The sequence below is a fragment of the Faecalibacterium prausnitzii genome, from assembly GCF_003324185.1.
Taxonomy (GTDB): domain Bacteria; phylum Bacillota; class Clostridia; order Oscillospirales; family Ruminococcaceae; genus Faecalibacterium; species Faecalibacterium prausnitzii.
Genome location: NZ_PXUP01000017.1, coordinates 1 through 26,164 on the forward strand (window position 1 = coordinate 1; position 26,164 = coordinate 26,164).

General features: G+C 58.4%; 28 protein-coding genes and 1 tRNA gene. 10 read left to right on the forward strand and 19 right to left on the reverse strand.

The window, feature by feature from the left end; genetic code table 11:
* The 3 genes from C7J97_RS15525 to C7J97_RS11290 all read right to left on the reverse strand — a co-directional run.
* A partial coding sequence (locus C7J97_RS15525; protein ID WP_341458543.1) for an RNA polymerase sigma factor occupies positions 1–173 on the reverse strand: 173 nt, incomplete at its 3' end.
* Positions 174–237: 64 nt separating this feature from the next.
* Positions 238–903, reverse strand: coding sequence for a sigma-70 family RNA polymerase sigma factor (locus C7J97_RS11285; RefSeq protein WP_113992682.1), 666 nt, complete (start codon positions 901–903; stop codon positions 238–240).
* The gene (locus tag C7J97_RS11290; protein ID WP_113992683.1) at positions 887–1,717 is read right to left on the reverse strand and encodes a helix-turn-helix domain-containing protein; all 831 of its coding nucleotides are present in this window, start codon (positions 1,715–1,717) and stop codon (positions 887–889) included. The genes C7J97_RS11285 and C7J97_RS11290 overlap by 17 nt, the downstream gene beginning before the upstream one ends.
* Positions 1,718–2,493: 776 nt before the next feature.
* On the opposite strand from C7J97_RS11290, the gene C7J97_RS11300 reads away from it, so the two are divergent.
* A complete protein-coding gene (locus C7J97_RS11300) occupies positions 2,494–3,759 on the forward strand; it encodes a plasmid recombination protein (RefSeq protein ID WP_113992685.1) in 1,266 nt (421 codons plus the stop codon).
* Between the two features lie 17 nt (positions 3,760–3,776).
* Positions 3,777–3,953 carry a hypothetical protein gene (locus C7J97_RS11305; RefSeq protein WP_223387700.1) on the forward strand — a complete coding sequence of 59 codons (177 nt, stop codon included), beginning with the start codon at positions 3,777–3,779 and terminating at the stop codon, positions 3,951–3,953.
* A 98-nt stretch (positions 3,954–4,051) separates the two neighbouring features.
* On the opposite strand, the gene C7J97_RS11310 is transcribed toward C7J97_RS11305, so the two are convergent.
* The 4 genes from C7J97_RS11310 to C7J97_RS11325 form a co-directional block, all read right to left on the reverse strand.
* Positions 4,052–4,303 (reverse strand): DUF6061 family protein, encoded by a 252-nt coding sequence (locus tag C7J97_RS11310; RefSeq protein ID WP_113992686.1) that lies wholly within the window; start codon positions 4,301–4,303, stop codon positions 4,052–4,054.
* Between the two features lie 152 nt (positions 4,304–4,455).
* A tRNA-Tyr gene (locus tag C7J97_RS11315) sits at positions 4,456–4,540 on the reverse strand.
* A 196-nt stretch (positions 4,541–4,736) separates the two neighbouring features.
* Positions 4,737–5,969 carry a 6-phosphofructokinase gene (locus C7J97_RS11320; RefSeq protein WP_005922005.1) on the reverse strand — a complete coding sequence of 411 codons (1,233 nt, stop codon included), beginning with the start codon at positions 5,967–5,969 and terminating at the stop codon, positions 4,737–4,739.
* 84 nt (positions 5,970–6,053) lie between these two features.
* A complete protein-coding gene (locus tag C7J97_RS11325; RefSeq protein ID WP_044959951.1) occupies positions 6,054–7,277 on the reverse strand; it encodes a 6-phosphofructokinase in 1,224 nt (407 codons plus the stop codon).
* A gap of 341 nt (positions 7,278–7,618) precedes the next feature.
* Between C7J97_RS11325 and C7J97_RS11330 the strand changes: the two genes are divergently transcribed.
* Complete coding sequence (locus C7J97_RS11330) at positions 7,619–8,635, forward strand: GDSL-type esterase/lipase family protein (RefSeq protein WP_242983503.1); 1,017 nt, start codon at positions 7,619–7,621, stop codon at positions 8,633–8,635.
* Positions 8,636–8,711: 76 nt separating this feature from the next.
* Here C7J97_RS11330 and C7J97_RS15055 read toward each other — a convergent pair whose 3' ends face one another.
* The 6 genes from C7J97_RS15055 to dapF form a co-directional block, all read right to left on the reverse strand.
* Entirely contained in the window at positions 8,712–8,870 is a 159-nt protein-coding gene (locus tag C7J97_RS15055) for a hypothetical protein (protein ID WP_170126667.1), read from the reverse strand.
* 1 nt (position 8,871) lies between these two features.
* Entirely contained in the window at positions 8,872–9,513 is a 642-nt protein-coding gene (locus C7J97_RS11335) for an ABC-2 transporter permease (RefSeq protein ID WP_113992688.1), read from the reverse strand.
* The gene (locus C7J97_RS11340; protein ID WP_113992689.1) at positions 9,510–10,355 is read right to left on the reverse strand and encodes an ABC transporter ATP-binding protein; all 846 of its coding nucleotides are present in this window, start codon (positions 10,353–10,355) and stop codon (positions 9,510–9,512) included. Before C7J97_RS11340 ends, C7J97_RS11335 begins: the two co-directional genes overlap by 4 nt.
* 2 nt (positions 10,356–10,357) lie before the next feature.
* Positions 10,358–10,777 carry a GntR family transcriptional regulator gene (locus C7J97_RS11345; protein WP_341458544.1) on the reverse strand — a complete coding sequence of 140 codons (420 nt, stop codon included), beginning with the start codon at positions 10,775–10,777 and terminating at the stop codon, positions 10,358–10,360.
* Positions 10,778–10,863: 86 nt separating this feature from the next.
* Positions 10,864–12,051, reverse strand: coding sequence for an LL-diaminopimelate aminotransferase (locus C7J97_RS11350; RefSeq protein WP_113992690.1), 1,188 nt, complete (start codon positions 12,049–12,051; stop codon positions 10,864–10,866).
* Positions 12,052–12,165: 114 nt separating this feature from the next.
* The gene (gene dapF / locus C7J97_RS11355; protein WP_113992691.1) at positions 12,166–13,005 is read right to left on the reverse strand and encodes a diaminopimelate epimerase; all 840 of its coding nucleotides are present in this window, start codon (positions 13,003–13,005) and stop codon (positions 12,166–12,168) included.
* Between the two features lie 277 nt (positions 13,006–13,282).
* On the opposite strand from dapF, the gene acpP reads away from it, so the two are divergent.
* On the forward strand, positions 13,283–13,519 hold the full coding sequence (acpP, locus tag C7J97_RS11360; RefSeq protein WP_015537798.1) for an acyl carrier protein: 237 nt from the start codon (positions 13,283–13,285) through the stop codon (positions 13,517–13,519).
* 122 nt (positions 13,520–13,641) lie between these two features.
* Complete coding sequence (gene proS / locus C7J97_RS11365) at positions 13,642–15,081, forward strand: proline--tRNA ligase (RefSeq protein ID WP_005922033.1); 1,440 nt, start codon at positions 13,642–13,644, stop codon at positions 15,079–15,081.
* A gap of 368 nt (positions 15,082–15,449) precedes the next feature.
* Here the strand turns inward: proS and C7J97_RS11375 are convergent, their stop codons facing one another.
* The 3 genes from C7J97_RS11375 to C7J97_RS11385 form a co-directional block, all read right to left on the reverse strand.
* Entirely contained in the window at positions 15,450–16,331 is an 882-nt protein-coding gene (locus tag C7J97_RS11375; RefSeq protein ID WP_113992693.1) for an aldose 1-epimerase family protein, read from the reverse strand.
* 175 nt (positions 16,332–16,506) lie between these two features.
* On the reverse strand, positions 16,507–17,655 hold the full coding sequence (locus tag C7J97_RS11380) for a sensor histidine kinase (protein WP_113992694.1): 1,149 nt from the start codon (positions 17,653–17,655) through the stop codon (positions 16,507–16,509).
* Complete coding sequence (locus C7J97_RS11385; protein ID WP_055185824.1) at positions 17,652–18,329, reverse strand: response regulator transcription factor; 678 nt, start codon at positions 18,327–18,329, stop codon at positions 17,652–17,654. The genes C7J97_RS11380 and C7J97_RS11385 overlap by 4 nt, the downstream gene beginning before the upstream one ends.
* A 148-nt stretch (positions 18,330–18,477) precedes the next feature.
* Between C7J97_RS11385 and C7J97_RS11390 the strand changes: the two genes are divergently transcribed.
* The 5 genes from C7J97_RS11390 to C7J97_RS11410 all read left to right on the forward strand — a co-directional run bounded on the left by C7J97_RS11390 (position 18,478) and on the right by C7J97_RS11410 (position 23,812).
* Positions 18,478–18,621, forward strand: coding sequence for a CD1871A family CXXC motif-containing protein (locus tag C7J97_RS11390; RefSeq protein WP_333490614.1), 144 nt, complete (start codon positions 18,478–18,480; stop codon positions 18,619–18,621).
* Positions 18,614–19,498, forward strand: coding sequence for a 4Fe-4S binding protein (locus tag C7J97_RS11395; protein ID WP_005922043.1), 885 nt, complete (start codon positions 18,614–18,616; stop codon positions 19,496–19,498). The genes C7J97_RS11390 and C7J97_RS11395 overlap by 8 nt, the downstream gene beginning before the upstream one ends.
* Before the next feature lie 4 nt (positions 19,499–19,502).
* Complete coding sequence (locus C7J97_RS11400) at positions 19,503–20,378, forward strand: TlpA family protein disulfide reductase (RefSeq protein ID WP_113621189.1); 876 nt, start codon at positions 19,503–19,505, stop codon at positions 20,376–20,378.
* Positions 20,379–20,503: 125 nt separating this feature from the next.
* Positions 20,504–23,116, forward strand: a complete 2,613-nt coding sequence (locus tag C7J97_RS11405; RefSeq protein ID WP_113992695.1) for a peptidoglycan-binding domain-containing protein — start codon at positions 20,504–20,506, stop codon at positions 23,114–23,116.
* A gap of 3 nt (positions 23,117–23,119) precedes the next feature.
* Positions 23,120–23,812: a peptidoglycan-binding domain-containing protein gene (locus C7J97_RS11410; protein WP_113992696.1), complete on the forward strand. Its 693-nt coding sequence runs from the start codon at positions 23,120–23,122 to the stop codon at positions 23,810–23,812.
* 67 nt (positions 23,813–23,879) lie between these two features.
* Here the strand turns inward: C7J97_RS11410 and bilS are convergent, their stop codons facing one another.
* From bilS to C7J97_RS11425, 3 genes are all read right to left on the reverse strand, one after another.
* Positions 23,880–24,371: a flavodoxin family protein BilS gene (gene bilS, locus C7J97_RS11415; protein WP_113992697.1), complete on the reverse strand. Its 492-nt coding sequence runs from the start codon at positions 24,369–24,371 to the stop codon at positions 23,880–23,882.
* 125 nt (positions 24,372–24,496) lie between these two features.
* The gene (locus tag C7J97_RS11420; protein ID WP_113992698.1) at positions 24,497–25,459 is read right to left on the reverse strand and encodes a D-2-hydroxyacid dehydrogenase; all 963 of its coding nucleotides are present in this window, start codon (positions 25,457–25,459) and stop codon (positions 24,497–24,499) included.
* 27 nt (positions 25,460–25,486) lie between these two features.
* Positions 25,487–26,116: a hypothetical protein gene (locus C7J97_RS11425; protein ID WP_113992699.1), complete on the reverse strand. Its 630-nt coding sequence runs from the start codon at positions 26,114–26,116 to the stop codon at positions 25,487–25,489.
* Positions 26,117–26,164 lie beyond the last annotated feature (48 nt).

A 26,164-nucleotide genomic window follows, 5' to 3' on the forward strand; every position in this document is an offset into this window, starting at 1 on the left:
AAATTTTTGGCAACGTACAAAAACACCTCTTGCAGTACATCTTCTGCCAGATACGAATCGCCCATAATTTTGTAAGCAGTATGGTAGACCAGCCGCTTGTAGGTATTGTATACATCTACAAATTGTTCTTCACCGCTCTGGTCATCCAGAACTGCCAGATACATTGCCAGCATTTTCGCTCACATCCCTCTTATCGGGAGGAATTATGTCAATTTGACACAATTCCTCTCTGCCCATTCATATAAACCACCACGGCAGTTCCAGCCACAGGTTATCCATAGCTTGTTCCTCCGTCTTTTTGGCGCGGCCTTTCGTCAGGTGAAAGTATATCGCCGCGCCAATCAGCGGATGTTCCTCGCCATCGGTAAAGCCATAACGATACAGCAGATAGGTCTGCTCGCGCTGGGTCAGCCGTTTCAGGCCATCGTACAGTTCCCGGCGCGATTCCTGTTCCTCCATAATGGTCTGCGGCTGCATGGCGTAGGGGTCGGCTATGGCTTCGATGCGCCGCAGCTGCTCTTCTCCCGGCAGAACATCGTCCAGCGAAACGCGCTGGTAGCAGATACCATCCTTGTCCTCTGTCACCATCCGCTGCTCAAAAGCAGTAAAGGCATCCCGCGCCATGTCCATCATGGCGTTACGGATGGCAGGAGCCGCGTAGGTCAGGAACTTTATGCCACGGGCTGCATCGAACTTCGGCACGGCCTTCCATAAGCCCAGATTGCCCGCCTGTTTCAAATCATCCGTGTCAAGGTTCAAGCCAGACTGTGCCAGATTCATGCTGCGGAAAAGGTCATTTGCCACCTTGCCAATAAAGGACTTGTTGTTGTCGATCAAGCTGTCCAACGCGGCAGCATCGCCTTTCTGTGCCAGCGCACAAAGCCGTTCATTCGTCTGCTTCATGGGCGTTTTCCTGCTCTGCGGCGGACTGCAAGATTCCCAGCAGCCCGCTCCGCAGCTGTTCCAGTGCTTCCGGCGTGGCTCCCTCCATGCCCGAAACGCTGTTCAACATTGCATCCGTCAACTGCTCTGCCGTGATCGTTGGGTGCCGCACATCCTGCCCCTTGGTCAATTCGGTGAACATCTTCTCTGCCACTTTCTTGCTCATGGCTTCCTGTTCGGCGTAATGGCTCCCGATGCCCTTTTTGATTTCCTTGACCGCCGCCATGAAGTACATCTCGATATCATCAAGGTCACCTTGGTATACTGGCTTTCTCCGAAGGCTGATGTCCTTTGCGGCTTTGGCTGCTTCCGGGGTCTTGACCTTTGTGCGCAGCAGGGTGCTCAATGTCGTGAACATGGCATTCTGTGCTGCGATACCGGATGCGAAGGTATCATCAAAATACTGCGCTATGCGGTATGTAAGCTCTGCAAAGCGGGCGTTTTCCAACAGCAGGTTGACCACCTCTGCATTGACACGCCCTGTGTAGAGGTTCTTTGCAGCCTCTACGGACAAGCCCAGTTCGACAATGTCGTAATTCTTGCGGTCGGGGATGTTGGTTTCTCCAAGCAAAAAATCCGTAGACACGTTGAACAGCCTTGCGATCTTTAGCACCTGCTCATGGGTCAGGGTTCCTTTCGCACCGCTGATGAAGCGGCTGATGGTGCTCTTGGAGCAGCCGATCTCCTTGGCAAGTTCTGGTTGGCTGATGTTATGCTCTTTCATCAAGTCCGCAAGACGGATGTTGGATGGTGCGGGCAGATATTCCCGTGCCATGTGGTCGGCCCTCCTTTTTGATCTTTTTCCTCATTATAATACGCTCTGCCGTTTTGTTCAATATACGGTTTTCTCTCCGCCCTTGCTGTTGCAACTCTGCAACCAGTAAGGGCTTTTTTCTTTTTCCGTTGCAGTTCTGCCGCTTTTTCGCCCTTTCTGCAAAATTTTCCGTATATTCAGGCAGGAAGCAAAAAACACCAGAGTTCCCACTTTGGGGTCTCTGTTGCAGTACATAACATCTACCTGCCCGGTGGCCGCAGGGTGCGGGGTTTTGTAGGCATCGAGCCGCTTGTCCACCCCTGCCCGTAAAAAGTGCATTTTTTCACGGAAGAAGTTCGTACAACCTGTACGGTCTGTACTTGTACGCATCTGTACGGCGAATTGAAGAAAATTAAAACGAATTGTCGTTTATATTTCAAATTTCCGTACGTCGTACGAACCGTACAGGTTATTTGAAGTCCGTACGCAATTTTTTCAGATGCGTACGGAGCGATCAAGTTCGCATTGTGCGAACTTGTCGGGGCGAGGCCCCTCCATCTTGCTAGCGCAAGACCGTTCGGTCACTTAAAAGCCCCACTGGGGCTTTCATTGCTTCGCAAACGTGAACTCGATTAGCTCTCCCGCAGGAGACGTTCCCCCTCGGAGAGTCCTCGAAGAGCCCACTACACTTTGCAGCCCATAGGGATGAAAGTGTCATAGTGGGTTATTACACTTCCGAAGAAGTGCATCTTCGTTCCCCGTCACCTCTCGATGAACCTTGAAAGGAGGGATGCCCTTTGGCAAGAAACGATGGCGTTGACCGCACCAGTGTCCGAAATCTCGCCGTTTCGGACAAGGCCGTTGGCAACACCCAGCAGCACAATGAGCGTGAAAAGGACAGCTATCGGAACCCCGATATTATCCCCCAGCGCACTGCATGGAACATCCACTTCAAAAAGCCAACCGCCAGCTACACCGACCTGTTCTCCCAACTGGAAACCGCTGGCACGATTTCAACGCGCGGCCTAAAGCCGGATGCAACCCATTATTGCGAGCTTGTCTTTGATGTCAACTCGGCCTACTTTGATAATCACGGCGGCTACGAGTTCGCCAAGCAGTTCTATGAGGATGCCTACCAAGCTGCCGTTCAAATCGTGGGCGGTGAGCAGTATATCCTCTCGGCAGTCATGCACGCCGATGAGATCAACCGTGCCATGACCGAAGCATTAGGCCGTGAAGTCTACCACTATCATCTCCATGTGGTCTATGTGCCCGTGGTGGAAAAGCAGATTCTCTGGTCGAAACGCTGCAAGGACAAGGCGTTGGTCGGTACCGTCAAGGAGACCGTCATGCAGGTCAGCCGGAGCAAGAAGTGGGCTTCCAAGCCCCTGCTGGACGATGCTGGAAAGCCTGTCCTGCAAAAGAGCGGCAAGCCAGTCCTGAAGAAGTCGTACAGTGTCCTGCAAGACGATTTCTTCCACTATATGCGCAATGCCGGGTACACGGATGTAGAGCGCGGTGAGCGCGGCAGCACCGAAGAACACCTGACCGTCACCCAGTTCAAAGTCCAGCGGGAGCAGGAGCGACTGGACGCCCTGACCGCCCAAGCCGACCAAAAGGCACAGTCGCTTGCCAAAACCAGTCAGACCCTCTCCAAAAAGGAGAAGGAACTTGCCGCTGTGCAGAAAAAGACCACGCTCACGAAAGAAGCCCTCATTCATGCGCGTGATCTGGATTATATCGGCAAGCGCACCTTCCTCGGCAACTACTCGCTGACCGAAGAAGAATTTTCCAAGCTGAAAAAGCAAGCCGACCACGGCTATATGATGGACGTGGAGAACCGCCGCTTGAAAGAAGAACTTTCCACCGCCAAGAAGGAGGCCGTTCGTTGGAGCAACAAGTACCACGACCTGTGGTACGACGTGAAACCCTATCTGGATGCTCTCCACCGTGCGCCCGAACTGGTGCGTGGCTTTCTGGAAAAGATTCTTGCCCCCAAGCAGGAGCACACCATGAATGTGCCGCAGCAAAACCGTAAGCGTGGGCAGGATATGGAACTTTGATTTTCGGAGGATACCATTTGAATAAAAAGAAGAAGTCAAACAAATCCGGCTACCCGGATGAAGCAATCAAGACCCTTGCACGTTGCTTTTATCCCTCCATGGTTGAGTTTTTCAACAGCGAGGAAGGCCAGCGTGAATATGAGGAATGGCTGAAAGAACAGGAAGCTCTACAAGCCTTGCCTGTTGCAGCATAAAAACAGCAGGACGCTCCCAGTAAAGGGAACGCCCTGCCTTACATAGATGTATCTCACCGAGGTGTGTCCAGTTGGGCACACCTCTTATTTTTTGGGCCTTAATCTTCTAACCCATGGCTCCCGGCCACATTCTTCAAATATTCCTCCGGATCGCCATTCAGAATCAAATCCGCATAGCCCAGTGGATCATTATAGATAAGGTAGTCCAATTCCGTCTGCTGTTCCATAGTCACATTCAGAGCATCCTCAACCCCGGTGCAGCCGATGGAAATCTTTCTCCCATCCCGGAGCAGCAGCTCCACGCAGCCGGTGTCCATATTAAACTTGCAGGCTCTTTCATCGTACTTCATAATCGCATCCTCCAATTCTCGTTATCGGCTTACGGTCTATGACAAGGCATCAGAGTTTTGCGCCGTCCACGGGAGCCTTCATTGTTGTACCCGAAGAAAACGAAAAATCCGAACCCTTCTCCAATCGGAAATAGGTTCGGATTTTTCTTGTTTGGTGGGCGCGGGTGGATTCGAACCACCGAAGCTGAAAGCAGCAGATTTACAGTCTGTCCCCATTGGCCACTCGGGAACACGCCCATATTCATTTTTGCAGTCGTTTGGACTGCCTGTATATGTTACCACTGAAAGCGCAATTTGTCAACCCATAATTTGGGCTGGGCGCAAAAAAAGAAGAAATAAAGGCAGAGATCACAAAAGCCCTCCCGCTCGGGTGCGCTTTACAGCGTCCGGGCGGGAGGGCTTTTCAGCCTGACAAAAACAGGTCAGGAGAAAATCACTTCTGGTTCTTCATGTAGATGTGGTGCGGCAGACCGGCGATGTACAGCGGGGTCAGCTCGGCCTGAATCAGCGGACGGGCGTAGTCCAGGAAATCCTCGGTCATCTGGGTATGGTTGTTGTTCATCCAGCTCAGGGGAACCTTCTTTTCCAGGTTGGCGACCTCGCTGATGGGATGCAGCTCGGTGGTGCACTGGTAAGGATTGTTGGAGATGCGCTTCAGGGCAACCATCTGGCCGGTAACACCCTCAAAGGCTGCCTTGGCGGCAGCACCACCCACCTGATAGGCCTCGGTGATGTCGGTGCGGCTGGTCAGGTGACCGGCGCAGCGCTGCAGGGTGGAAAGCTCGATGCAGCGGGTCTTGGTGTCCAGATTGCGGGCCACCACATTGGCCAGATACCGTGCGGTACCGGTCAGCGCCTTGTGACCGAAAGCATCCACGGCGTGCACGTCGTCCGCCAGCTCACAGACATAGCGGCCATCCTCCAGCTTAACGCCCTCGGACACGGCAATAACGATGCTGGGCTTCTTTTCCTGCATCACACGCACCTTTTCCACAAAGCGCTCCACGTTGAAGGGAACCTCGGGCAGGCAGATCATGTCCACGCCCTCGCAATCATCGCTCTTGGCCAGTGCGGCGGCAGCGGTCAGCCAGCCGGCATTGCGGCCCATGATCTCCACCACGGTAACGTACTTGGTGCCGTACACGGTGGCATCGCGGATGATCTCTTTCATCACAACGCCAATGTACTTGGCGGCAGAGCCATAGCCGGGGGTGTGGTCGGTGACCATCAGGTCGTTGTCGATGGTCTTGGGCACGCCCATAAAGCGGATGTCACTGCCAACGCGCTGACCGTAGTCAGCCAGCTTACCGATGGTGTCCATGGAGTCGTTGCCGCCGATATAGAAGAAGTAACCGATGTTCAGCTTTTCCAGAATGGCGAACAGCTTTTTGTACACTGCCTCGTCGTCCCGCCAGTCGGGAAGCTTATAGCGGCAGCTGCCCAGAAAGCTGGACGGGGTGCGCTTGAGCAGCTCGATGTCCAAGTCATCGGTCAGCAGGGTGGAAAGATCCACCACCCGCTCCTCCAGCAGACCGGCAACACCGTTGCACATACCGTACACGATGTCTGCGCCGCGGTTCTTGCAGCTTTCAAAGACACCCGCCAGACTGGCATTGATGACAGAGGTGGGGCCGCCGGACTGACCGACGATTGCATTTTTTCCCATGATGATTTCTCCTTTTTTGTTTTTTCTGTTTCGGCTATAAAAACGTGCAGTCGCACGAAAACAGACGCGGAAGGGAAAGGCGGATCACAAACGGATGTGGCGGGGGGTACCGTTCACATAAACGGGGGTCACCTCATCCAAAATCAGCGGACGGGCATACTCCTCAAAGGCTTCGGTCACCTGCATCCCGTCCGGAGTGATCCATTCCAGCGGGACCTTCTTTTCCAAATTTGCCACCTGCTGCACATCCACAGACTCGGTGATGCACTGGTACGGGTAGTTGGAGACCCGCTTGAGGGCGATCATGCGGCCGCTCTCACCGGCAAAGGCGGCAGCGGCGGCGGCACCGCCAACGGCGTAGGCCTCGTTCACATCCGTGCGGCTGGCCAAATGGCTGGCGCAGCGCTGCAGGGTGGAGAACTCAATGGCACGGCTCTTGCACTGCAGCTTGTCGTGGATGAGCTCCGAAAGGTAACGGCTGGTGCCGCTGAGGATGGCCTTGTGGCCAAAAGCGTCCAGCTGGCCGGCGGTGGACACCAGATCGCACAGGTAAGTACCGTCTGCGGTCTTTACGCCCTCGCTGGCTGCGATGATAACGTTGGACTTTACCCGCTGCAGCTCGTCCACCCGGGCAAGGAACTTGTCCTGATCAAAGGGCACTTCCGGCAGCAGGATCAGGTCGGGGCCTTCGCAGTCCTCGCCGCCTGCCAGACAGGCCGCACCGGCCAGCCAGCCTGCGTGGCGGCCCATGATCTCGGCCACCGTCACGCTGCGGATGTTATACACCGAGGAGTCGCGGATGACTTCCTTTAAGATGGTAGCAATGTACTTTGCGGCAGAGCCGTAGCCGGGGGTGTGGTCGGTGAGGCACAGATCGTTGTCGATAGTCTTGGGCACACCGATAAACCGCACATTGCTGCCCACCTGCTGCCCGTAGCGGGACAGTTTTGCGATGGTATCCATCGAGTCGTTGCCGCCGATGTAGAACACGGCACAGATGTCGTACTTGTCAAACAGGGTGAACAGCTTGACGAACGGGGTGGCATCGGTGTCCGGGTCGGGCAGCTTGAAGCGGCAGCTGCCCAGATAGCTGGACGGAGTACGCTTGAGCAGCTCGATGCTCATGCGGTCATCCAGCAGAACGTTGAGCTCCAGCAGCTCTTCCTTGAGCAGACCCTCGATGCCGTACTTCATGCCGTACACCTTGTCTGCACCCAGACTGCGGGCAGCTTTGTATACGCCTGCAAGGCTGGAGTTGATCACGGCGGTAGGGCCGCCGCTCTGACCAATGATGATATTCTTGGCCATGGAAACCTCCTTCAGATCATAATAAAATGTGTCCGCTGCCGGGCAAACGGCTTTCCGCACCGTCCAGTAAAGTGGTCTGTCGGCCCTGCACTGCCAACGGACCGGGACGGCAAAACAGACGTCTGCCGCAACTGACACAAAAATATTTGCAGCTTGTGTATTTGCTTTTTGTAAAATGTGCAAAATAAGCTGCAATTCTATTGTACCCGTTTTGCCTGTTGTATGCAAGACCCAATTGGTTGCACAGGCAAAAAAAATATGATAAAATGGGTGCGCACTCCAAAATTACCGGGCAGAAGCACCTGCCTGTTGGGATAAATGCAGAAAGCTGGACAGAAAATATGGGCATTTCACACGAGTATCATTCGGCACCCCGGCGGCGCACACGCGGGGGCATCAGCGGCAAGCTGCGGCTGGCGGGGGTCATTGTGGCCATCCTGCTGGTCGCCTATGCGGTGACCGCCATCTTGGAAAAAGGGACTGTGGAGGAAGAAAGCACCCCGCAGACCGGCGCAGGCGGCATTGCACAGAACATTCTGGCACCGCTGCCCATGCAGGGCGAGGCGGCTTCCGGCAGCGGCAGCGAGGGTGCAGCCGATAGCAGCGGCACAGCGCAGGCGGTACAGCTGGAAAGCTTCGGCCCGGCCCGGCAGACCGATGGCGCTTATACCATTAAGGCGTATGACGCCAGTGTTATCCGGCAGCCGGCCTGCGGTCAGGTAGACCTGAGCTATTTTTCGGACGCCGCCTTTCTGGGCGACAGCCTGACGGTGGGCTTCTCGGACTATCAGATCAATCTAAGCGGCGCGCTCATCTGCGGCTATACGGGTGTGGGGCCGGACGCCATCGTCAACCGCGCCGCCGTCAAGAGCCCCACTCGCGGGCAGGAGGTGGCGCTGGATGTGCTGGCAGCGGCGCAGCCCAAAAAGCTGTATATCCTGCTGGGCACCAACACCTTGACCACCTTGGGGGCCTCTGACCGTTTTCTGGCCTACTACGGCCAGATGCTGGACGAGCTGCGCCAGACGCTGGGCGAGGACTGCATTATTTATGTGCAGTCCATCCCGCCGGTACGGCCTGCGGCAGCGGAAAAGAAGCCGGGGCTTGCCTCGGACGTGCTGCGCGGCGTGAACGAGCAGCTGGCACAGCTGGCTGCAAGCAAGGGCTGCGTCTATCTGGACCTGTGGGAGGCGCTGGCTGACGGCGAGGGCAACCTGAAAGAGATGATCGCCGCACCAGACGGCGTGCACCTCTCGGCCGGCAACGGCTACGGCGCATGGGTCACCTACCTGCGCAACCACGCAAAATATTCCGCAAGTAACCCGTGGATCATGGGCAGCGCTTACAGCGCAGAATAAAAAACAAAAAGCAGGTGCACCGCCTTTTCAAAAGCCAACGCTTTTGATAAAGATGCGGTGCACCTGTTTTTTTGTATTACTTTTTATCCTGTGGGTCATCCAGCCCTTTGAACATCACCATGCCCAGATTTGCAAAGCTGGCACCCAGCACAAAACCCACTGTCCCCAGCGACACACTGAACAAAACGCCCATGGCAATGCCGAACAGGATGCCCGCGATTTGACTTTTCTTCATCTTACTGCTCTGCCTTTCCGTACCATGCAACGGACAGCCGCCACGAGAGAGCATACAGCGCCAGCGCCGCCGCCAGCACGACCACTCCCACCAGCGCAGAGCCATGGGCGGGTAGGATGCTGTTCAGCAGAATCCCACCGGAGGACACCGTAATGCCCATCAAGGCTCCCAGCATACCAATGCAAAGATAATACACATATTTTGCCTTCTCGTAGCCAAAGCGGTAGGTCAACGGCAGCAGGATGATGTTGCCCAGCAGGGTCAGCATCGCCACCTGAAGCAGGGTCGCCACGGTGATCTGCACCGTCACCGCACCCCAGAGCAGCTGTGCCGCTGCCAGCGCTGCCATGCTCAGCAGCTCCGCCAGCACCATACCGCACAGTCCGATGAGGTATTTGCCGCCCACGATCTGCTCTTTTGTCACCGGCAGGGCGGCGCTGTAAGCGCTGAACCGGCTGTTCTGGTCGTACGCCAACAATGTCATGGGCGACATTCCCAGCATAAGCCCGCTGTACAGCATAAAGAAATTAGACCCTTCCTTCATGAAAAACGTTCCCATCAGCATCATAGCCACCGACATCAGAATGATCCATCTGGTGTAGCTCCACATCTGATAGGCATCCTTCAATAACAGACCTTTCATTGCACGTTCTCCCCTTTCACCATCAGTACAAACAATTCCTCGATGCTCACCGGGGTAAGCTCTGCTCCGGCGGGCATTGCATCCCGTCGCACAAGTGCCTCGGCACCGTAGGGGGTGACCCGCTTGCCGTACACCTGTGCATCCAGTGCCGCCAGCTGCGCCGCCGTGCCGTGCCACAGAGCGTATTCCTCCCGCAGGGCGTCCTTCTCCTCACAGAGCAGCAGCCTGCCCTTGTGCAGGAAGGCGATGGTATCGCACAGCTTTTCCAAGTCGCTGACGATGTGGGAGGAGATGAGAATGGAGTGGTTTTCATCCCGGGCAAAGTCCAGCAGCAGGTCGGTCACCTCGTCCCGCACCACCGGGTCCAGCCCGTTGGTGGCTTCGTCCAACAGCAGCAGCTTCGGGTGGTGCGCCAGTGCCACGGCGATGCACAGCTTCATCTTCATGCCGGTGGAGTAGTCCTTGTACTGCTTTTTGTCCGACAGGCCGAACTTTTGGCACAGCTCCGCATAGGCGGCAGCGTCCCAGTTGCGGTAGATGCCTGCCATTACCTTGCCCGCCTGCACCGCGTTCAGGCACAGGGGGATGCCCTCGCTGCCCAGCACCACGCCGATTTCCTCCTTGGCACGGACAGAAGCGGTGCGGCTGTCCCTGCCAAGAATGGTCACGGTGCCGCCGTCCCGCTGCACCATGTCTAAGATCAGCCGGATGGTGGTGCTTTTGCCCGCTCCGTTTTCACCAATCAGGCCGCAGATGGTGCCCCCGGACAGGGTCAGGTCCAGCGGCCCAAGGGTAAAGCCCTTATAGTGTTTTGTAAGTCCCTGCAGTTCCAGTGCGTTCATGTTCAGCCCTCCCACAGCAGTTCCAGCATCTCCCGCAGTTCTTCCCTGCTCAGCCCGCAGGATGCGGACAGGCGGACGGCCTCGGTAAGATGCTCTTCAATCTTTTTCAGGTTTTCTTCCCGTAGCAACTCGGTGTTTTTCGGGGCTACAAAAAAGCCCTTTGCCGGTACTGCGTAAAGAAAGCCCTCTTTTTCCAGTTCATCGTAGGCGCGCTTGGTAGTAATGACGCTGATGCGCAGATCCCGTGCCAGCCCCCGGATGGATGGCATGGCCTCGTCCGGCTGCAAAGCCCCGCTGATGATCTGCTGCTTGATCTGGTTGTAGATCTGGTCATAGATAGGCGCGCCGCTTTTGTTGTTGATAAACAGTTCCATCGGCTGCTCCTTTAACGATTGCGTCTTGTCTGTATATGCACAGTATATACAGTAGATACAGATTTGTCAAGAGGGTGCGCAAAAAAAATACACCCGCCGCCCAAAACGGACAGCGGGTGCAATTTTTATGGGTTTTACAGTGCCTTGATGGCGGTCTTGATGCGCTCGGCGGCAAGCTTGGTCTTTTCCGCATCGCCGAAGGCGGTCAGGCGGAAGTAGCCCTCGCCACACTCGCCGAAGCCCACACCGGGGGTGCCCACAACGCCGCAGTTTTCCAGCAGCCAGTCAAAGAACTCCCAGCTCTTCATGTTGCCGGGGCAGCGCAGCCAGATGTAGGGGCTGTTCTTGCCGCCGCAGTACCACACGCCGCACTCGTCCAGTGCATCGGCAATGACCTTTGCGTTGCGGCGGTAGTAGTCCAGATTGGACTGGATCTCGGCCATGCCGCTCTCGGTGAACACGGCGGCAGCGGCGCGCTGTACCACATAAGGCACGCCGTTGAACTTGGTGGTCTGACGGCGCAGCCACAGCTTGTTGATGTTCATGCCCTCGCGCTCCAGTTCCTTGGGCACGACGGTGTAGCCGCAGCGGGTGCCGGTAAAACCTGCGATCTTGGAGAAGGAGCAGATCTCCACGGCACACTGGCGTGCACCCTCGATCTCGAAGATGCTGCGGGCAAGCTCACCCTCCGAGATGAAGCACTCGTAGGCGGCATCGTACAGGATGATGGCATCATTCTTGCGGGCGTAATCCACCCATGCTTTCAGCTGTGCGCGGGTGTAGGCAGCGCCGGTGGGATTGTTGGGGCTGCAGATATAGATGATGTCTGCCTTCACGCTCTCGTCCGGCATGCCAAGGAAGCCGTTTTCCTGCCCGGTACGGCTGTAAATGATCTTGCGGCCATCAGTGACGTTATCGTCCACATAGGTGGGGTACACGGGGTCCGGTACCAGCACGGTGTTGTCCACATCGAACAGCCCAAGCAGATTTGCAAGGTCGCTCTTTGCGCCGTCCGAGATAAAGATCTCGTCCTCGGCGATCTGGGTGCCGCGGCCGGCGTAGTAGCCCTGAATGGCCTGCTTGAGAAAGGGGTAGCCCTGCTCCGGGCCGTAGCCGTGGAAGCCCTCTTTGGTGCCCATCTCCGCAGCGGCGTCGCGCATGGCCTGCACCACGCACTTTGCCAGTGGCTGGGTCACATCGCCGATGCCCAGACGGATGATCTCCTTTTCCGGGTGTGCTTCCTGATACGCAGCCACCTTGTGGGCAATGTCCACGAACAGGTAGCTGGCCTTCAGCTCGTTGTAATGCTTGTTCATCTTCATGATACTTTCCCTCGCTTCTATATTGTGGAACCCTCTCAGGCATCTCGCGTCCGCTCGATGCCAGCTCCCCCGAAGGGAGAGCTGGCGCCGTCAGGCGACTGAGAGGTTTCTTATTTACACTTCGGTCGTGCCCTCGCACACGGTCTCGGCTGCACCGGTCATGAGCAGCTGCTTGCCGGGCAGCACCCGGATGGTCAGCTCGCCGCCGCGCAGCTGCACATGGACGTCCTCCCCGGCGGGGCAGATGCCCAGCTCGGTCAGGGCTGCCACGGTGGCACAGGTGCCGGTACCGCAGGCCCATGTCTCGCCGCTGCCGCGCTCCCACACGCGCATCTTCAGGTGGGTGGCATCCACCACCTGCACAAACTCGGTGTTGATGCGCTCCGGGAAGTTTTCGTGGTGCTCAAAGCCCGGGCCGATCTGCTCCAGCTTCAGGCTGTCCACCTCCGGTACAATGGTCACGCAGTGGGGGTTGCCCACGCTGATGCAGGTCACCCGCCACAGGTTCTCTTCCACCTGAAGGGGCAGATCCACCAGTGGCCCTTCACCCATGTTCACGGCTGGCAGCGCCGCCGCCATGGCGGTGTAGGTACCCATCTCTACCTGCCACAGCCCTTCGCCCATGCGGGAAACGGTCTTTAAGCCGCTCAGGGTGTCGATGGCAAGCTTCGGCTTTGCCATGCCGTGGGTGTACAGCCACTCGGCCACGCAGCGGATGCCGTTGCCGCACATCTTGCCCTCGCTGCCGTCCGCATTGAAGATGCGCATCATGGCGTCTGCCCCGGCTGTGACCGGTGCGCAGATGCAGATAATACCGTCCGCGCCGATGGAAAAGTGCCGCCGGGACAAGCGCTCTGAAAGCGCAGCGATCTCCTGCGGCACACCGGAGGTGCGGCAGTCCAGATAAATATAATCGTTGGCGCAGCCCTGCATTTTGGTGAATGAAAGCTTCATGCTTATCGCTCCTTATAAAAGGGACTGGTCAGTCCCTGTAAACTCATTACTTTATAATGATAAAAAAACCGGCACGAGATGTCAAGGGAAAAAACAGCTTTCAGACAATTTTCTTCAGTTGCTGCAAAACAGGGCTTGACAATACGCACTGCATGGGATATAAAAAAAGAGAGCGCTTTGTACAGCAGGCAAGGCTGTGCCGGATACCGGAGGCTTTTTCCGGGGCACGGCGGGCTGTACGCGTATGCAATACAACTGCAAAAAGGAGACCACAGGAATGGATACTTTTGAAAAAATCCGTGCATTGCTGGCTGAGCAGCTGGACGTTGACCCGGCAAAAATCACGCTGGAAAGCGATATCATGAGCGATTTTGAGGCTGACAGTCTGGATATCGTAGACATGGTGATGACGCTGGAAGACGAGTTCGGCATCGAGGTGCCGGACGACGCCATCGAGTCCCTGCGCACCGTAGGCGATGTGGTAAACTTTGTGGACAGCCACGCGCAGAACTGATTTTTTAGGCAAAAGCCCCGCCTTTGCAGTGCGGCACACGGCCGTGCAGGCAGACGGGGCTTTATTATGGTTCGTGCGGAACGTAAAGCGTTTGGCGCACGGCCTTGGGAGGATATAACAAAATGGCAAAAGACAACAAGAAGCTCGTGCAGGCGATCACCAGTCAGGAAGAAAACTTTGCACAGTGGTACACCGACATCTGCGTAAAAGCAGAGCTGGTGGAGTATTCCAGTGTGAAGGGCTTTATCATCCTGCGCCCCTATGGTCAGGCCATCTGGGAACTGATCCAGAAGGATCTGGACGCCCGGTTCAAGGCTACCGGCCATGAGAATGTGGCTATGCCGGTGCTGATTCCGGAGAGCCTGCTGCAGAAGGAAGGCGAGCTCGTCAATGGCTTCGCGCCGGAGGTGGCGTGGGTCACGATGGGCGGCTCCGACAAGCTGGAGGAGCGTCTGGCAGTACGTCCCACCAGCGAGACCATGTTCTGCGACCACTGGTCCCGCGTGCTGCACAGCTACCGCGAGCTTCCCATGAAGTACAACCAGTGGTGCAGCGTAGTGCGCTGGGAAAAGACCACCCGTCCCTTCCTGCGCAGCCGCGAGTTCTGGTGGCAGGAGGGTCACACCATCCATGAGACCGCTGCCGAGGCCGAGGCTGAGACCCAGCAGCAGCTGAACTGCTATGCAGACACCTGCGAGCAGGATCTGGCGATCCCCGTGGTGAAGGGCCGCAAGACCGACAAGGAAAAGTTTGCCGGTGCCGAGGCCACCTACACCATCGAAGCCATGATGAAGGACGGCAAGGCTTTGCAGAGCGGCACCAGCCACTACTTTGGCGACAAGTTCAGCAAGGCTTACGATGTCACCTTTACCGGCCGCGACAACCAGCTGCATCATCCGTTCCAGACCAGCTGGGGCGTTTCCACCCGTCTGGTGGGTGCTATCATCATGACCCACGGCGATGACGACGGCCTGATCCTGCCCCCGGCCATTGCCCCCATTCAGGTGGTGGTGGTGCCCATTGCCGCCCACAAGCCCGGCGTTTCCGAAAAGGCTGCCGAGCTGGCCGAGAAGATCAGCAAGTACGCCCGCGTGAAGCTGGACGACAGCGACAACGCCCCCGGCTGGAAGTTTGCCCAGTGGGAGATGAAGGGCGTACCCCTGCGCCTGGAGATCGGCCCCAAGGATCTGGAAAAGAATCAGTGCGTGCTGGTGCGCCGCGACACCCGCGAGAAGGTCTTTGTGAGCTTGGACGAGCTGGAGACTGCCATTCCCGCCCAGCTGGAAGCTCTGCGCAAGGACCTGTACCAGCGTGCACTGGAAAACCGCGAAAAGCGCACCTGGGCTGCCACCACCATGGACGAGGTGAAGGAGCTGGCCAAGGCCAACACCGGCTACATCAAGACCATGTGGTGCGGCGACCTTGCCTGCGAGATGAAGATGAAGGAAGAGGCCGGACTTTCCAGCCGCTGCATGCCCTTTGAGCAGGAGCAGCTCAGCGATGTGTGCCCCTGCTGCGGCAAGCCCGCCAAGGCCATGGTCTACTGGGGCGTTGCTTACTAAGCAGCTGCTTTTCTGAGCCTCTGCGCGGGACGATCTGAAATGGCCGCCGCGTGCGCTTTGGCCATCTTCAGTGGAAAGAATATTTTATAGTTCGGAACAGCGGAACGCCTGCGGGCGTTCCGCTGTCCCCTTTTTACAGGAGGGGTCACAGAGGGAAACAGCTGTCCTATTGCTGGCAACCTGCACATTCTCTGCTATGGCACTCTCAGCAAAAAAGAACCGTCACCCTGGCCGGTGACGGTTCTTAGTTTTTAAGAACTTACATCAAAAGGGCTGACCGCTTGTCGCAGTGCCTTTTCTATTTACAGTACACCCACTTTTGAGGTTTCTGTCAAGAGCACGCCGTTTCGTTTCTGCGTGCTTTTTTCTTACCGGTCAAAGGTGGTGCTAAGGGTGGTCTGCCAGCTTTCGCCGGGGGCAAGGCAGGCGGCTGCGGCGCGCTGCTCCCAGTCCTGCGGGTCGGTGGCAGCGGCGGGCAGGCTATGCCACGGCTCAATGCACACAAAGCGCACCGGCTTTGCGGGAGCCGACCAGATGAGCGAATAGGGGTAGCCCTCCACCCGGCAGGTGATATTGCGGCCGGTGTCCTTTTCGCAGATGCCAATGGTGCCGGTGCGCAGGCCTGCCATGCAGAAGCTGTCGTTGGCAAACAGGTCATCGGTCAGCTGGATCGCCTGCTGGTTCTTCCACTGGTAATAGCTCTTGCCGCTCAGCAAGCCGTTGGGGCTGGCATCGAGGATGACCGGGCTTTCCGGCCGGTCAAAACGGAACTCGTAGTCGGTGGTGGTGTGCTTGGCGTCAAACGGCACATTGAACGCCGGGTGGAAGCCGATGCCGAAGCGCAGCTCCTCGGTGCCGGGGTTCGTCACCTGCAGGGTATGGTGCACGGTCTTGCCCTCCAGACGGAAGGTGCTGGTAAGCACAAAATCATAGGGAAAACGCTCTGCCTTGATGGCATCGTCTGCGCGCAGCTCCAGCTGGATGGTATCCCCTTCTGCCCGCAGCAGGGTGTGCTCCAGATCCCGGGCAAAGCCGTGCTGACCGCCCTTCCATGTTTTGCCCTTGGCGGTAAAGGTGCCGTCCACCAGCTTGCCCGTCCACGGGAACAGGATGGGTGCGTGGCGCTTCCAGATGGCAGGGTCGGCCTGCCAGAGCATCTCTTCGCCTGCGGCATTCTTCAGGCTGACGGCCTCTGCACCGTGGGTGTCCACGGTCAGGGTCAGGAATTCGTTGTGAATGGTTGCCTGCATTTTCAGTATCTCCTTTGTCCTTCTTATTTTCCGGGGCCTGCTGCTTCCAGTATACTCCCCCGTGTGCCAAAAATAAAGCCCCTTCCCATGCTTGCACAAATCGTCACTGGGCAAAAGGCTTCCCCGACCGGGGGAAGCCTTTATTCGGAAGCACGATTTCCATGCTCTGCTTGCTTCAACAGGGCTGTGCCAGCGGCAGGGTGACGGCAAATGTAGTACCGTTTTCGCTGCTGCTCTCCACGGTCACGCTGCCGCCGTGCAGTACGGCGATCTCCCGCACAAGGGCAAGCCCAAGCCCCACGCCGCCCATCTCCCGGCTGCGGGACTTATCCACCCGGAAAAAGGGCTGGAAGATGCTCTCCCGGCAGTCTGCGGGGATGCCGGGGCCGGTATCTGCAACGCGCAGCACAGCGGCCTGCTTTTCCTGCCGCAGGGTGACGCGCACTGCCCCGCCGGGACGGTTATACTTGATGCCGTTTTCCACCAGATTGAACACCAGCCGGTAGATCAGCGCATCACTACCCACCATGCCCAGCTCCGCGCAGTCCTGCTGCAAGGAGATATTGTTTTTCTGAGCAAGAGAGGTCAGGTCGGTCAAGATTTCCTCTACCAGCGGTGCAAGGGCGATCTGGTCGGTGCGGGAGACCGATTGCAGATTGCTCATTTCCAGCAAAGTGCGCACAAGGGCGGTCAGGCGGTCCAGCTGCTCCCGCACAGAGCTGACCAGCCCGGCGGTCTCGGCATCCATGGCCGGGTGCTCCTCTGTAAACAGCTCCAGCTTTGTCTGCAAAATGGCCAGCGGGGTGCGCAGCTCGTGGGCGGCGTTGCCCGCAAACTGCCGCTGCAATTCAAAGGACTGTGCCAGACCATCCAGCATCCGGTTCACCGACCGGCTCAGCTGCCCGAATTCCTGCACGGTATCTTCGTCCAGACGGACGGTGGCGATGCTGTCCTGATCGACCCGCTGCGCCTGCTGCGCAAGCTGCTGCAAAGGCTTCAGCGCTCTGCCGCTGACAAAATAAGCGATGGCTGCGCTGAGGATGGTGACCACGGCAGTGATACACCAGCCCTTGCGGCCAAAAACCACCTTTGCATCGTAGACTTCCTGTGAAAAATGCGCCAGCAGGCTGGACATTTCCTCCTGCGGGATCTCGATGGTCAACGAATCTGCACTGCCGGGCTGATACTGCATCATAAAGCCGTTGAGGGCATCCATGCCGGTAACGCCGGTGCGGTATAAAAGCAGGTTCATACACACGCAGGCGCAGGCGATGAGCAGCGCCGTCAGCAGGGTGATGCGCCATTGCAGGGATAAATGCTTCATTGCGCCTCGCCTCCGATCTCGTAACCTTCCCCGATGCGGTTGCGGATGGGGTCGTAGCCCAGCGCCGCCCGCAGCTTTTTGCGCAGGGCAGAGATATGTACCCGGATGGAGTTGCTGAAGCTGTCCACGCTGCCGTCCCAGACGTGCTCAATCAGCTCTTCCTGACTGACCGGGCGTCCCTGATGCAGCAGCAAATATTCCAGTACGCCGCTCTCCTTCCGCGTCAGCGCAAGAGTCTGACCGTCCACCGTGGCAACGCGGCTGCGGGTGTTGAAGCTGAGCCGCCCGCAGCACAGGCAGACATCCTGCTGGATGAACTTGCGCCGGGTCAGGCTGCGCACCCGGGCCTCCAGCTCTGCAAGATGGAAGGGCTTGGAAAGATAATCGTTTGCCCCGGCATCCAGCCCCTCCACCTTATCCGCGATCTCGCTGCGCGCCGATAAGATCAGCACACAGGTCTCAAGGTCGTGCTGCCGTAAGCTGCGCAGCACCTGCATCCCGTCCACCTTGGGCAGGTTGAGGTCCAGCAGTACAAGGTCGTACCGCTCTGCCGCCAGTGCTTCCAGCGCGGCTTCGCCATCTGCACAGGCATCCACCTCGTACCCGGACAGCCGCAGCTTCCGGGCAATGTCCTCCCGCAGGGAGTGCTCGTCCTCTACCACCAAAAGACGCATCTTATTTTCCACCCTTTCCGTATTATTGCTTTTTTCTTCATTATAACAGATTATAGCAGACGGTGTTAAGATTCGTGTTAAGATTTTCTTAGCAGAAATTTTATCTCCCATGGTGTATACTGGTGCCATCAAACAACAGGAGGCTATGATGTTCATGACAAAAAAACAGGCGCAGCTACTTTTGCTTGCCGCCGGGGTGCTGATGCTGCTGTTCGGCGTATGGCGGGGCGAGGCAGACACCGTATTTTCAAAGGCCATCCGGCTGTGTATGGAGTGTGTAGGCATTGGATAAGAAAAAATTAAATCCCCTCGCCCGGTTCCGGGGCTTTATACAGGCCGGGGCGACCCTTTTAACCAATCTCCACCTGCCCAACTTTGCCAAAGGGACACTGTATCAGGGCAGTGGCAAATACGTCTGCGTACCGGGGCTGAACTGCTATTCCTGCCCGGGCGCTGCCGGTGCCTGCCCGGTGGGGGCATTTCAGGCGGTGATAGGCTCTTCCAAATTCCGCTTTTCCTACTACATCACCGGCATCCTCATCCTCTTCGGAGTGCTGCTGGGACGGTTCATCTGCGGCTTTCTGTGCCCGTTCGGCTGGTTTCAGGAGCTTTTGCACAAGATTCCCTCCCCCAAGCTTTCCACCAAGAAACTGAAGCCGCTGCGCTATTTAAAGTATGCTGTGCTTCTGGTCATGGTGGTACTGCTGCCATTGCTGGCGGTCAACGAGCTGGGCATGGGCGACCCGTTCTTCTGCAAGTATCTCTGCCCGCAGGGCGTGCTGGAAGGTGCCATTCCCCTCTCCCTGACAAATGCGGGTATCCGCGCCGCGCTGGGCAAGCTGTTTACATGGAAGGCCTGCATTCTGTTGGCAGTCATTGTGGGCAGCGTGGTGTTCTACCGTCCTTTCTGCAAGTGGCTGTGCCCACTGGGCGCGTTCTATGCGCTGCTGAACAAGGTCTCGCTGTTCCAGATGCGCGTAGACACTCACAAATGCGTCTCCTGCGGTGCCTGTGCAAAGGCTTGCAAGATGGACGTAGACATTACCAAGACCCCCAACCACGCCGAATGTATCCGCTGCGGGATGTGCATGAAAGCCTGCCCTACGGATGCCATCCAGTATAAATTCGGGCTGGGAGACAAATCAAACACTGAAACAACAAAGGAGTAAAACTATGAAGCTTAACCGTGTAACCGCACTTTTTCTTGGCCTTGTGCTGGCCTTCAGCCTTGCCGCCTGCGGGCAGGGCGCATCCTCTGCCTCTGCCTCTTCTTCCGCTTCCTCTGCGGCAGCGGAAGCCAAGACCGAGGAGCAGCTGCTGGCCGAGGAAAACGAGATCCTTTCCGCAAACGATGCCCTGTGGGAGAAGGTGTTCTCCTCCATGGACAAAAACGTGACTGAGACCACCCTCAGCACGAACTACGGCGATTTTCTGCTGAGTGCCGTGGAAAAGGCAAAGGACCAGTTCTCGGACGAGGAGTACAAGACCCTGACCACCGATGCCGAAAAGATTCGTGCCATCGAGGAGCAGATTGCCGCCCTTGCCCCCGCAGAGGATGCCGCTTCCGGTGCTGCCGCACAGGGCACCGCCTTCCCCCAGTTTGAGGGCAGCGATTTAGAGGGCAACCCGGTGGACAACAGCCTGTTTGCGGGCAACGCCTTTACGGTGGTGAACTTCTGGTTCAACGGCTGCAAGCCCTGCGTGGAGGAACTGGACGACCTGAACGCCCTGAACGAGAAGATCAAGGCACAGGGTGGCGAGGTAGTCGGCATCAACACCGAGACCTTGGATAGCAACCAGCAGGGCATTGATGCCGCCAAAAAGCTGCTGGCTGCAAAGGGCGCAAGCTACCGCAACATCTACTTTGCCTCCGGCAGCGAGGCCGGTAAGTTCGCACTGAACATCATGGCTTTCCCCACCACCTACGTCTTTGACCGGGACGGCAACGTTGTGGGCCAGCCCCTGCTGGGCGGCATTGACAAGGAAGAAAACCTTGCCGCCCTGCAAAAAAATATTGACGCCGCCCTTGCCAAGGACAGCGCCAAATAAGCTTTCTACCCTGCCGCCTACGGGCGGCTTTTTTGTTTGCTACGGGCATTGCCATGCACGCCCGGGCACCGGACGGAATACGCTGGGGCAGAAGCATACTTTTACCAGCAAAGGAGCGTATCTCCATGAAAAACACCGGAACTCTCCGCATCCAGGCCTTTGCGGCACGCCAGTCTGCCCCCGTGGAGGGGGTGACCGTTGCGGTGCAGGGGGACGGCTTTACCCTGCACCGCATCACCGATGCCACCGGCAGCGCCGCCGATATTCCCGTTGAAGCCCCTGCCTGCGCCCTCTCTCTGGACGAGGACAACACTACCCGCCCCTACGCCATTGTCAGCCTGACCGCTGCAAAGCCCGGCTACCGCACCGTGCGCATTGAGGGCATCCAGATCTTTGCCGGGCAGGTAACGCTGGCACAGCCCCAGATGCTGCCCGACACCGAGGAGGGCCGGGACATCCCGAACGCGCCCATCATCATCCCGCCGCACGCTTTGTTTGCGGGCAGCGGCGGCAGCGGCCCGCAGCCGGCGCTGCACTGCACGCCCCGGGTGCTGGATCAGGTCATCATCCCCAAAAATATCACGGTGCATCTGGGCAAACCGGCAGCTTCCGCCCGCAACGTGACCGTCTCCTTCCGGGATTATATTGCCAACGTAGCCTCCAGCGAGGTGTATCCCACCTGGCCGGAGCAGGCACTGCGGGCGAATATCCACTGCCAGATCTCGTTGGCGCTGAACCGCATCTATACCGAGTGGTACCCCAGCAAGGGCTACACCTTCAACATCACCAACTCCACCAGCTACGACCAGTACTACGTCCACGGACGCACGGTGTTTGAGGTGATGGTGCGCATTACGGACGATATCTTTAACACCTATCTGCGCAAGCGTGGCACGGTGAACCCCTATTATTCCGAGTACTGCGATGGCAAGTCAGTCACCTGCCCGGGGCTCAAGCAGTGGGGCACGGTTACGCTGGCCAACAACGGACGCAGCGCCTTGCAGATCTTACGCTACTACTACGGCAGCAGCATCGAGATCGTGCGCACCAAAAATATCCGCTCTATCCCGCAAAGCTATCCCGGCACGCCGCTGCGGCAGGGCAGCCGCGGCGCGGCGGTATTCACTCTGCAAAGGCAGCTGAACCGCATCACCAAGGACTATCCCTTCCTTGGCAAACTGACGGTAGACGGCGTATTCGGCAGCCGGATGGCCGCAACGGTGCGGGCGTTCCAGAAGCAGTTCAACCTGACCGCCGACGGCGTGGTGGGGCGGCAGACATGGTACAAGATCAGCTACATCTATGTATCGGTAAAGGACCTCGCCGAGCTGACCAGCGAGGGTGAGACTTCCACCGGCACCCTGTCCAACGGCACATGGAACGGCACGGTGCTGAGCACCGGTGCTTCTGGCAGCGCGGTGGAGCAGGTACAGTTCTGGCTGAACACGCTGGCGCAGTACGACAGCGCCATCCCCTCCGTAACGGTGGACGGCGTATACGGCACTGCCACCGCCAATGCGGTGCGCGCCTTCCAGCGCAAGTACGGCCTCACGGTGGACGGCATAGTGGGGCAGACCACTTGGAAAGAACTGTACGATGAGTTTTTGAGCATCCAGTCCGACAACGGCACCCCCAACGCCTACCCCGGCACGCCGCTGCGGGAGGGTGCCTCCGGGCAGAATGTGCGGCTGGTGCAGTTCTGGCTGAAGATCGCACGCACCGTGTACACGAGCCTTGAAAGCGTGACCGTGGACGGAAAATTCGGCGCGGGCACGGCGGCAGCTGTGCGGCGGTTCCAACGCTACTTCGGGCTGACAGCAGACGGGGTGGTGGGGCGCACCACATGGCAAAAGCTGTACGAGGTGTACAACGATATTGCCAACCGGCTGCTCTCCTCTTCCCTGCGCCCCGGCGAGTACCCGGGCGTGCTGCGCAGCGGCTCCACCGGCACGGCGGTGCGGGAGCTGCAATTCTATCTCTACCTCATGAGCGCCTACGAGAGCAGTATCCCGCCGGTAAGCATTGACGGCAAGTTCGGCGCGGATACCGAGCGGGCGGTGCGGGCGTACCAGCGGTTTGCAGGGCTTACCGTGGACGGCGTAGTGGGGCGCACCACATGGAACTCCCTTTATGGCCGCGCCAGCCAGCTGCGCTCTTCCGGCCCGGTGGTCACCTTAAAGCGTCTGCCCTACCCCGGCACCCCGCTGACGGTGGGCAGCAGCGGCAAGGCGGTGCTGTACTACAATCTGCTTTTGCTGCGCATCGCCTATTATTTTTCCAGTGTGGAAGCCCCGCCCCTTGCCGACCGTTATACCGACGAAACTGCCACAGCCACCCGCAGCGCCCAGCAGCTTTTGGTGCTGGAGCAGACCGGCATTGCCGATGCCGACACATGGACGGCGGTGGAGGCGCTGAGCTTGCAGCTGGCCGCCCATGCCCCGAACCCCGATAGAGACACCCCTCCCGGCATCGCTTACCCGGGACGCGCCATCGCCGAAGGCAGCGCCGGGCAGGAGGTGGGGCAGGTGGAGCGCTGGCTCAACCGCCGGGCACAGCTTTCCTGCGGCGAGGGATATGTGGCCGATAACAACCGCTTTGGCGCGTCAGACGCCGCTGCCGTGCGGGCTGTCCAGCAGCAGGCGGGGCTGCAGCCGGTAAACGGCATCGTGTACCGGGAAACATGGCACGCCTTGCAAGCCCAGTGTACTGACCCCTGCGGCTGCGAGAAGGAGGAATGAGGGATGGCACGCCTTTTGATCTATGACGCCTACGAAAACAAGGTGTACACCTACGCAAACCTGAACGAGAACGATCCCATGCCTTACAGCACCCTGACCACCCTGCGGCTGCGGGAGTTCCGGGGCAAATCGGCCAGTCCTACCCTATGGACCACCATTGCCGCCATGGAAGCGTGGAACCTGACCCGCCGCAAATACGGCAGGGGCATCCCGGTAGGGTACGCTTTCCGCCGCATCTGGGAGGGCGGCCACGGCACCCGCAGCCAGCACTACGCCGGGGTGTCGTTCGATGTGGGGCAAAGCCTTGACCAGCGTCAGCGCACCGCCATTTACAACGCCGCCCGCGCTACCGGCGCATGGGGCTATGTGGAACCGCTGAGCCAGACCCCCACATGGGTGCACTTTGACCGCCGCTATGGCACCCCGGCCTGCAGCGGCACCACCGCCGGTTACCCCACCCTGCGCCGGGGCAGCCGGGGCTGCTATGTCATGATCTTGCAGGACGCACTTTCCACCCTTGGCTACCAGACCGGCACCCGCATCGACGGCATCTTTGGTGCCCGCACCGAGCAGGCTCTGCGCGGCTACCAGAAGCGCACCAGCCTGCGGGTGGACGGCGTGTGCGGCTGCGACAGCTGGAAAAAGATCTCCACCGCCGTCATCGGCATCGGGCGCACCAAAACCACCATTGACTAGCGTTTGTCCTATATAGCTTATACAGAAAGAGCGACCGCACAAAACAATGTGCGGTCGCTCTTTTTTCTCACTTTACGGCCTGTTTCAGCTGTTCCAGATCTGCGACGTCCGGGTGGGAGAGCGCCTTATCGAAGTTTTCGATCAGGGCATCCAGATTGGGGATGTGCAAAGGCTTTGCCTTCATGGCCTCGTACCGCTGCCGGACGGACACCGGCATTTTGCCCTGACACATAAAGCTGCCAATGACGGTGTTGCTGCCATCCAGCGCCTTCCGGGTAGCGGCAAGGATCTTTTCAAAGTAGGGTGCACTGCCACCAAAGCCTGCGGTGCCGAACAGGAATACCCGCTTGCCGTGCAGCTGCTGCAAAAATTCCAGCGTGTCGGCGTCCGCCTTACCCTTGTCCGTCCAGAAGCCCACATATAAAGTATCCGCTGCCAGCGCGGCAGCGTCCGGTGCGCCGAAATAGCAGCAGTCTGCCTGCGGCAGCTGCTCCTGCAGGGTCTGTGCCAGCAGTGCGGTGTTGCCGGTTTTGCTGCTGAATACGATGGCGTAACTCATTTTTACCTCCCTCAGAGCAGCGGCAAAGCTGCCGGATGCTCTTGTGCATACGTTATTTTTACGGCAGTTCCTTTGCCGGGAGAGCATGAAATCATGGAACAGTATAGTACAGTGCCCTGCCAAAATCAAGGGTTGACGATATTCTCGCCTTTCCCGGCCAGAAAGCTGCGCAGATTGCCGGTAGTGATATCCATCAGCCGCTGCAATGCTTCCTTGGTGGTCCATGCGATATGCGGGGTGAGCACCGCGCCCGGCAGACTGCGCAACCGGCTTTGGGGCGGCAGTGGCTCGGTGGCAAAGGCATCGGCACCGTAAAAGGCAAGCTTGCCACTTTCCAGCGCATCGGCTACGGCTTCCTCGTCCACCAGTGCGCCCCGGGCAGTGTTCAGCAGAATGGCACCGGGCTTCATTTTTGCAAGGGCTTCCCGGCTGATCAGCCCGCGGGTTTCCGGGGTGGCCGGGCAGTGCAGGCTGAGCACATCGCTGCGGGCAAGCAGGGTGTCAAAGTCCACGAATTCCACCCCATCGGCGGCGTACTCCGGGCGCACCGTGCGGGTGCACACCAGCACCTCCATGCCAAAGGCCTTTGCAATGCGGGCGGTTTGGCGGCCGATGCTGCCGTAGCCGTAGATGCCAAAAGTCTTGCCCAGCAGCTCCACCTGCGGCAGCAGACCGTACTCTGCCGGGATGCCCAGCTGCCAGTATCCGGCCTTTACTGCCCGGTCGTACCGCTGGGCGCACTGGCAGATGGCCAGCAGCAGACTGAAGGTCATCTGTGCTACACTGTAAGTAGAGTACCCCGGCACGTTGGCCACTGCCACCCCATGGCGGCGGCAGGCTTCAAGGTCGATATTATCCGTACCGGTGGCGATGATGCCCACCCACTTGAGGTTCGGGCACTGCGCCAGCACTGCCTCGTCAATGCGGCACTTGTTGATGAACACCAGTTCTGCATCCCCGATGCGGGGCGCGATGTCGGCGTAGTCGGTACGCACATAACTGGTGGTGTCCGGCACCAGTGCCTTTACCCCGGACCAGTCCAAGTCCCCTTCTTCCATCACATAGCTTTCCAGAATCACTGCCTTCATAATTTCTCATTCCCTCTCTGGTTTACGTTATTCCGTTTCTTTCAGCGGATAAAGTGCCAGCGCAAGGCTGCCGCCGTAGGGGCGGCTGTCCAGCGCGGCATAGCCCTTTGCCAGCAGCCGCGCCAGCTGTACCCTGTCCTCCAGCGGCACCCACACCGGTGCAGTGCGGACGGGCGCGCAGCCGGTGCACAGCAAAAAGCAGGGCGCAAGGCTTTCCAGCGGGCGCAGCGCCCGCAGCCCGAAGCCCTGCCGAAAATACAGCGGCAACAGCGCTGCCGCCGTTTCGGTGCACTCTACCACCGCCCATACCGTGCCCTTGCGGCGCAGCCGGTCTGCCCGGGCTGCGGCAATTTCCACCAGCCGGGCGGGCAACTCCTCGCCGGTACGCACCAGCGGGGTGAGCAGACAGCCGCCCTCCAGCTGCCGGCGTCCCAGCCAGCTGCGCAGTGCCGCTGCGGCGGCGGTATCGGCGGTAAGGGGCAGCACCAGCAGCGCTGCCCCGGCTGTGCCCCACGCCTCGCCTGCGATCAGCATCCGCAGCACCTCGGAGCAGGGGCGGTAAAACCCCGCCCCGCCACAGCGCACCAATGTAAAAAATTCCTCGGCGGAAAGCCGCCGTACCTGCCGCTGACGCGGCGGGTCGCATACCTGGATCATTTGCAGTTCCTCCGTTCTGATGTTCTTTCCATCAGCATACGGAAAACT

What these genes read in the sequence shown, in the direction of transcription:
- C7J97_RS11285 (WP_113992682.1), bottom strand. Translation starts at nt 903, where the DNA reads ATGAAGCAGACGAATGAACGGCTTTGTGCGCTGGCACAGAAAGGCGAT.
- C7J97_RS11290 (WP_113992683.1), bottom strand. Translation starts at nt 1,717, where the DNA reads ATGGCACGGGAATATCTGCCCGCACCATCCAACATCCGTCTTGCGGAC.
- C7J97_RS11310 (WP_113992686.1), bottom strand. Translation starts at nt 4,303, where the DNA reads ATGAAGTACGATGAAAGAGCCTGCAAGTTTAATATGGACACCGGCTGC.
- C7J97_RS11320 (WP_005922005.1), bottom strand. Translation starts at nt 5,969, where the DNA reads ATGGGAAAAAATGCAATCGTCGGTCAGTCCGGCGGCCCCACCTCTGTC.
- C7J97_RS11325 (WP_044959951.1), bottom strand. Translation starts at nt 7,277, where the DNA reads ATGGCCAAGAATATCATCATTGGTCAGAGCGGCGGCCCTACCGCCGTG.
- C7J97_RS11330 (WP_242983503.1), top strand. Translation starts at nt 7,619, where the DNA reads ATGGGCATTTCACACGAGTATCATTCGGCACCCCGGCGGCGCACACGC.
- C7J97_RS15055 (WP_170126667.1), bottom strand. Translation starts at nt 8,870, where the DNA reads ATGAAGAAAAGTCAAATCGCGGGCATCCTGTTCGGCATTGCCATGGGC.
- C7J97_RS11335 (WP_113992688.1), bottom strand. Translation starts at nt 9,513, where the DNA reads ATGAAAGGTCTGTTATTGAAGGATGCCTATCAGATGTGGAGCTACACC.
- C7J97_RS11340 (WP_113992689.1), bottom strand. Translation starts at nt 10,355, where the DNA reads ATGAACGCACTGGAACTGCAGGGACTTACAAAACACTATAAGGGCTTT.
- C7J97_RS11350 (WP_113992690.1), bottom strand. Translation starts at nt 12,051, where the DNA reads ATGAAGATGAACAAGCATTACAACGAGCTGAAGGCCAGCTACCTGTTC.
- dapF (WP_113992691.1), bottom strand. Translation starts at nt 13,005, where the DNA reads ATGAAGCTTTCATTCACCAAAATGCAGGGCTGCGCCAACGATTATATT.
- acpP (WP_015537798.1), top strand. Translation starts at nt 13,283, where the DNA reads ATGGATACTTTTGAAAAAATCCGTGCATTGCTGGCTGAGCAGCTGGAC.
- proS (WP_005922033.1), top strand. Translation starts at nt 13,642, where the DNA reads ATGGCAAAAGACAACAAGAAGCTCGTGCAGGCGATCACCAGTCAGGAA.
- C7J97_RS11375 (WP_113992693.1), bottom strand. Translation starts at nt 16,331, where the DNA reads ATGCAGGCAACCATTCACAACGAATTCCTGACCCTGACCGTGGACACC.
- C7J97_RS11380 (WP_113992694.1), bottom strand. Translation starts at nt 17,655, where the DNA reads ATGAAGCATTTATCCCTGCAATGGCGCATCACCCTGCTGACGGCGCTG.
- C7J97_RS11385 (WP_055185824.1), bottom strand. Translation starts at nt 18,329, where the DNA reads ATGCGTCTTTTGGTGGTAGAGGACGAGCACTCCCTGCGGGAGGACATT.
- C7J97_RS11390 (WP_333490614.1), top strand. Translation starts at nt 18,478, where the DNA reads ATGTTCATGACAAAAAAACAGGCGCAGCTACTTTTGCTTGCCGCCGGG.
- C7J97_RS11400 (WP_113621189.1), top strand. Translation starts at nt 19,503, where the DNA reads ATGAAGCTTAACCGTGTAACCGCACTTTTTCTTGGCCTTGTGCTGGCC.
- C7J97_RS11405 (WP_113992695.1), top strand. Translation starts at nt 20,504, where the DNA reads ATGAAAAACACCGGAACTCTCCGCATCCAGGCCTTTGCGGCACGCCAG.
- C7J97_RS11410 (WP_113992696.1), top strand. Translation starts at nt 23,120, where the DNA reads ATGGCACGCCTTTTGATCTATGACGCCTACGAAAACAAGGTGTACACC.
- bilS (WP_113992697.1), bottom strand. Translation starts at nt 24,371, where the DNA reads ATGAGTTACGCCATCGTATTCAGCAGCAAAACCGGCAACACCGCACTG.
- C7J97_RS11420 (WP_113992698.1), bottom strand. Translation starts at nt 25,459, where the DNA reads ATGAAGGCAGTGATTCTGGAAAGCTATGTGATGGAAGAAGGGGACTTG.
- C7J97_RS11425 (WP_113992699.1), bottom strand. Translation starts at nt 26,116, where the DNA reads ATGATCCAGGTATGCGACCCGCCGCGTCAGCGGCAGGTACGGCGGCTT.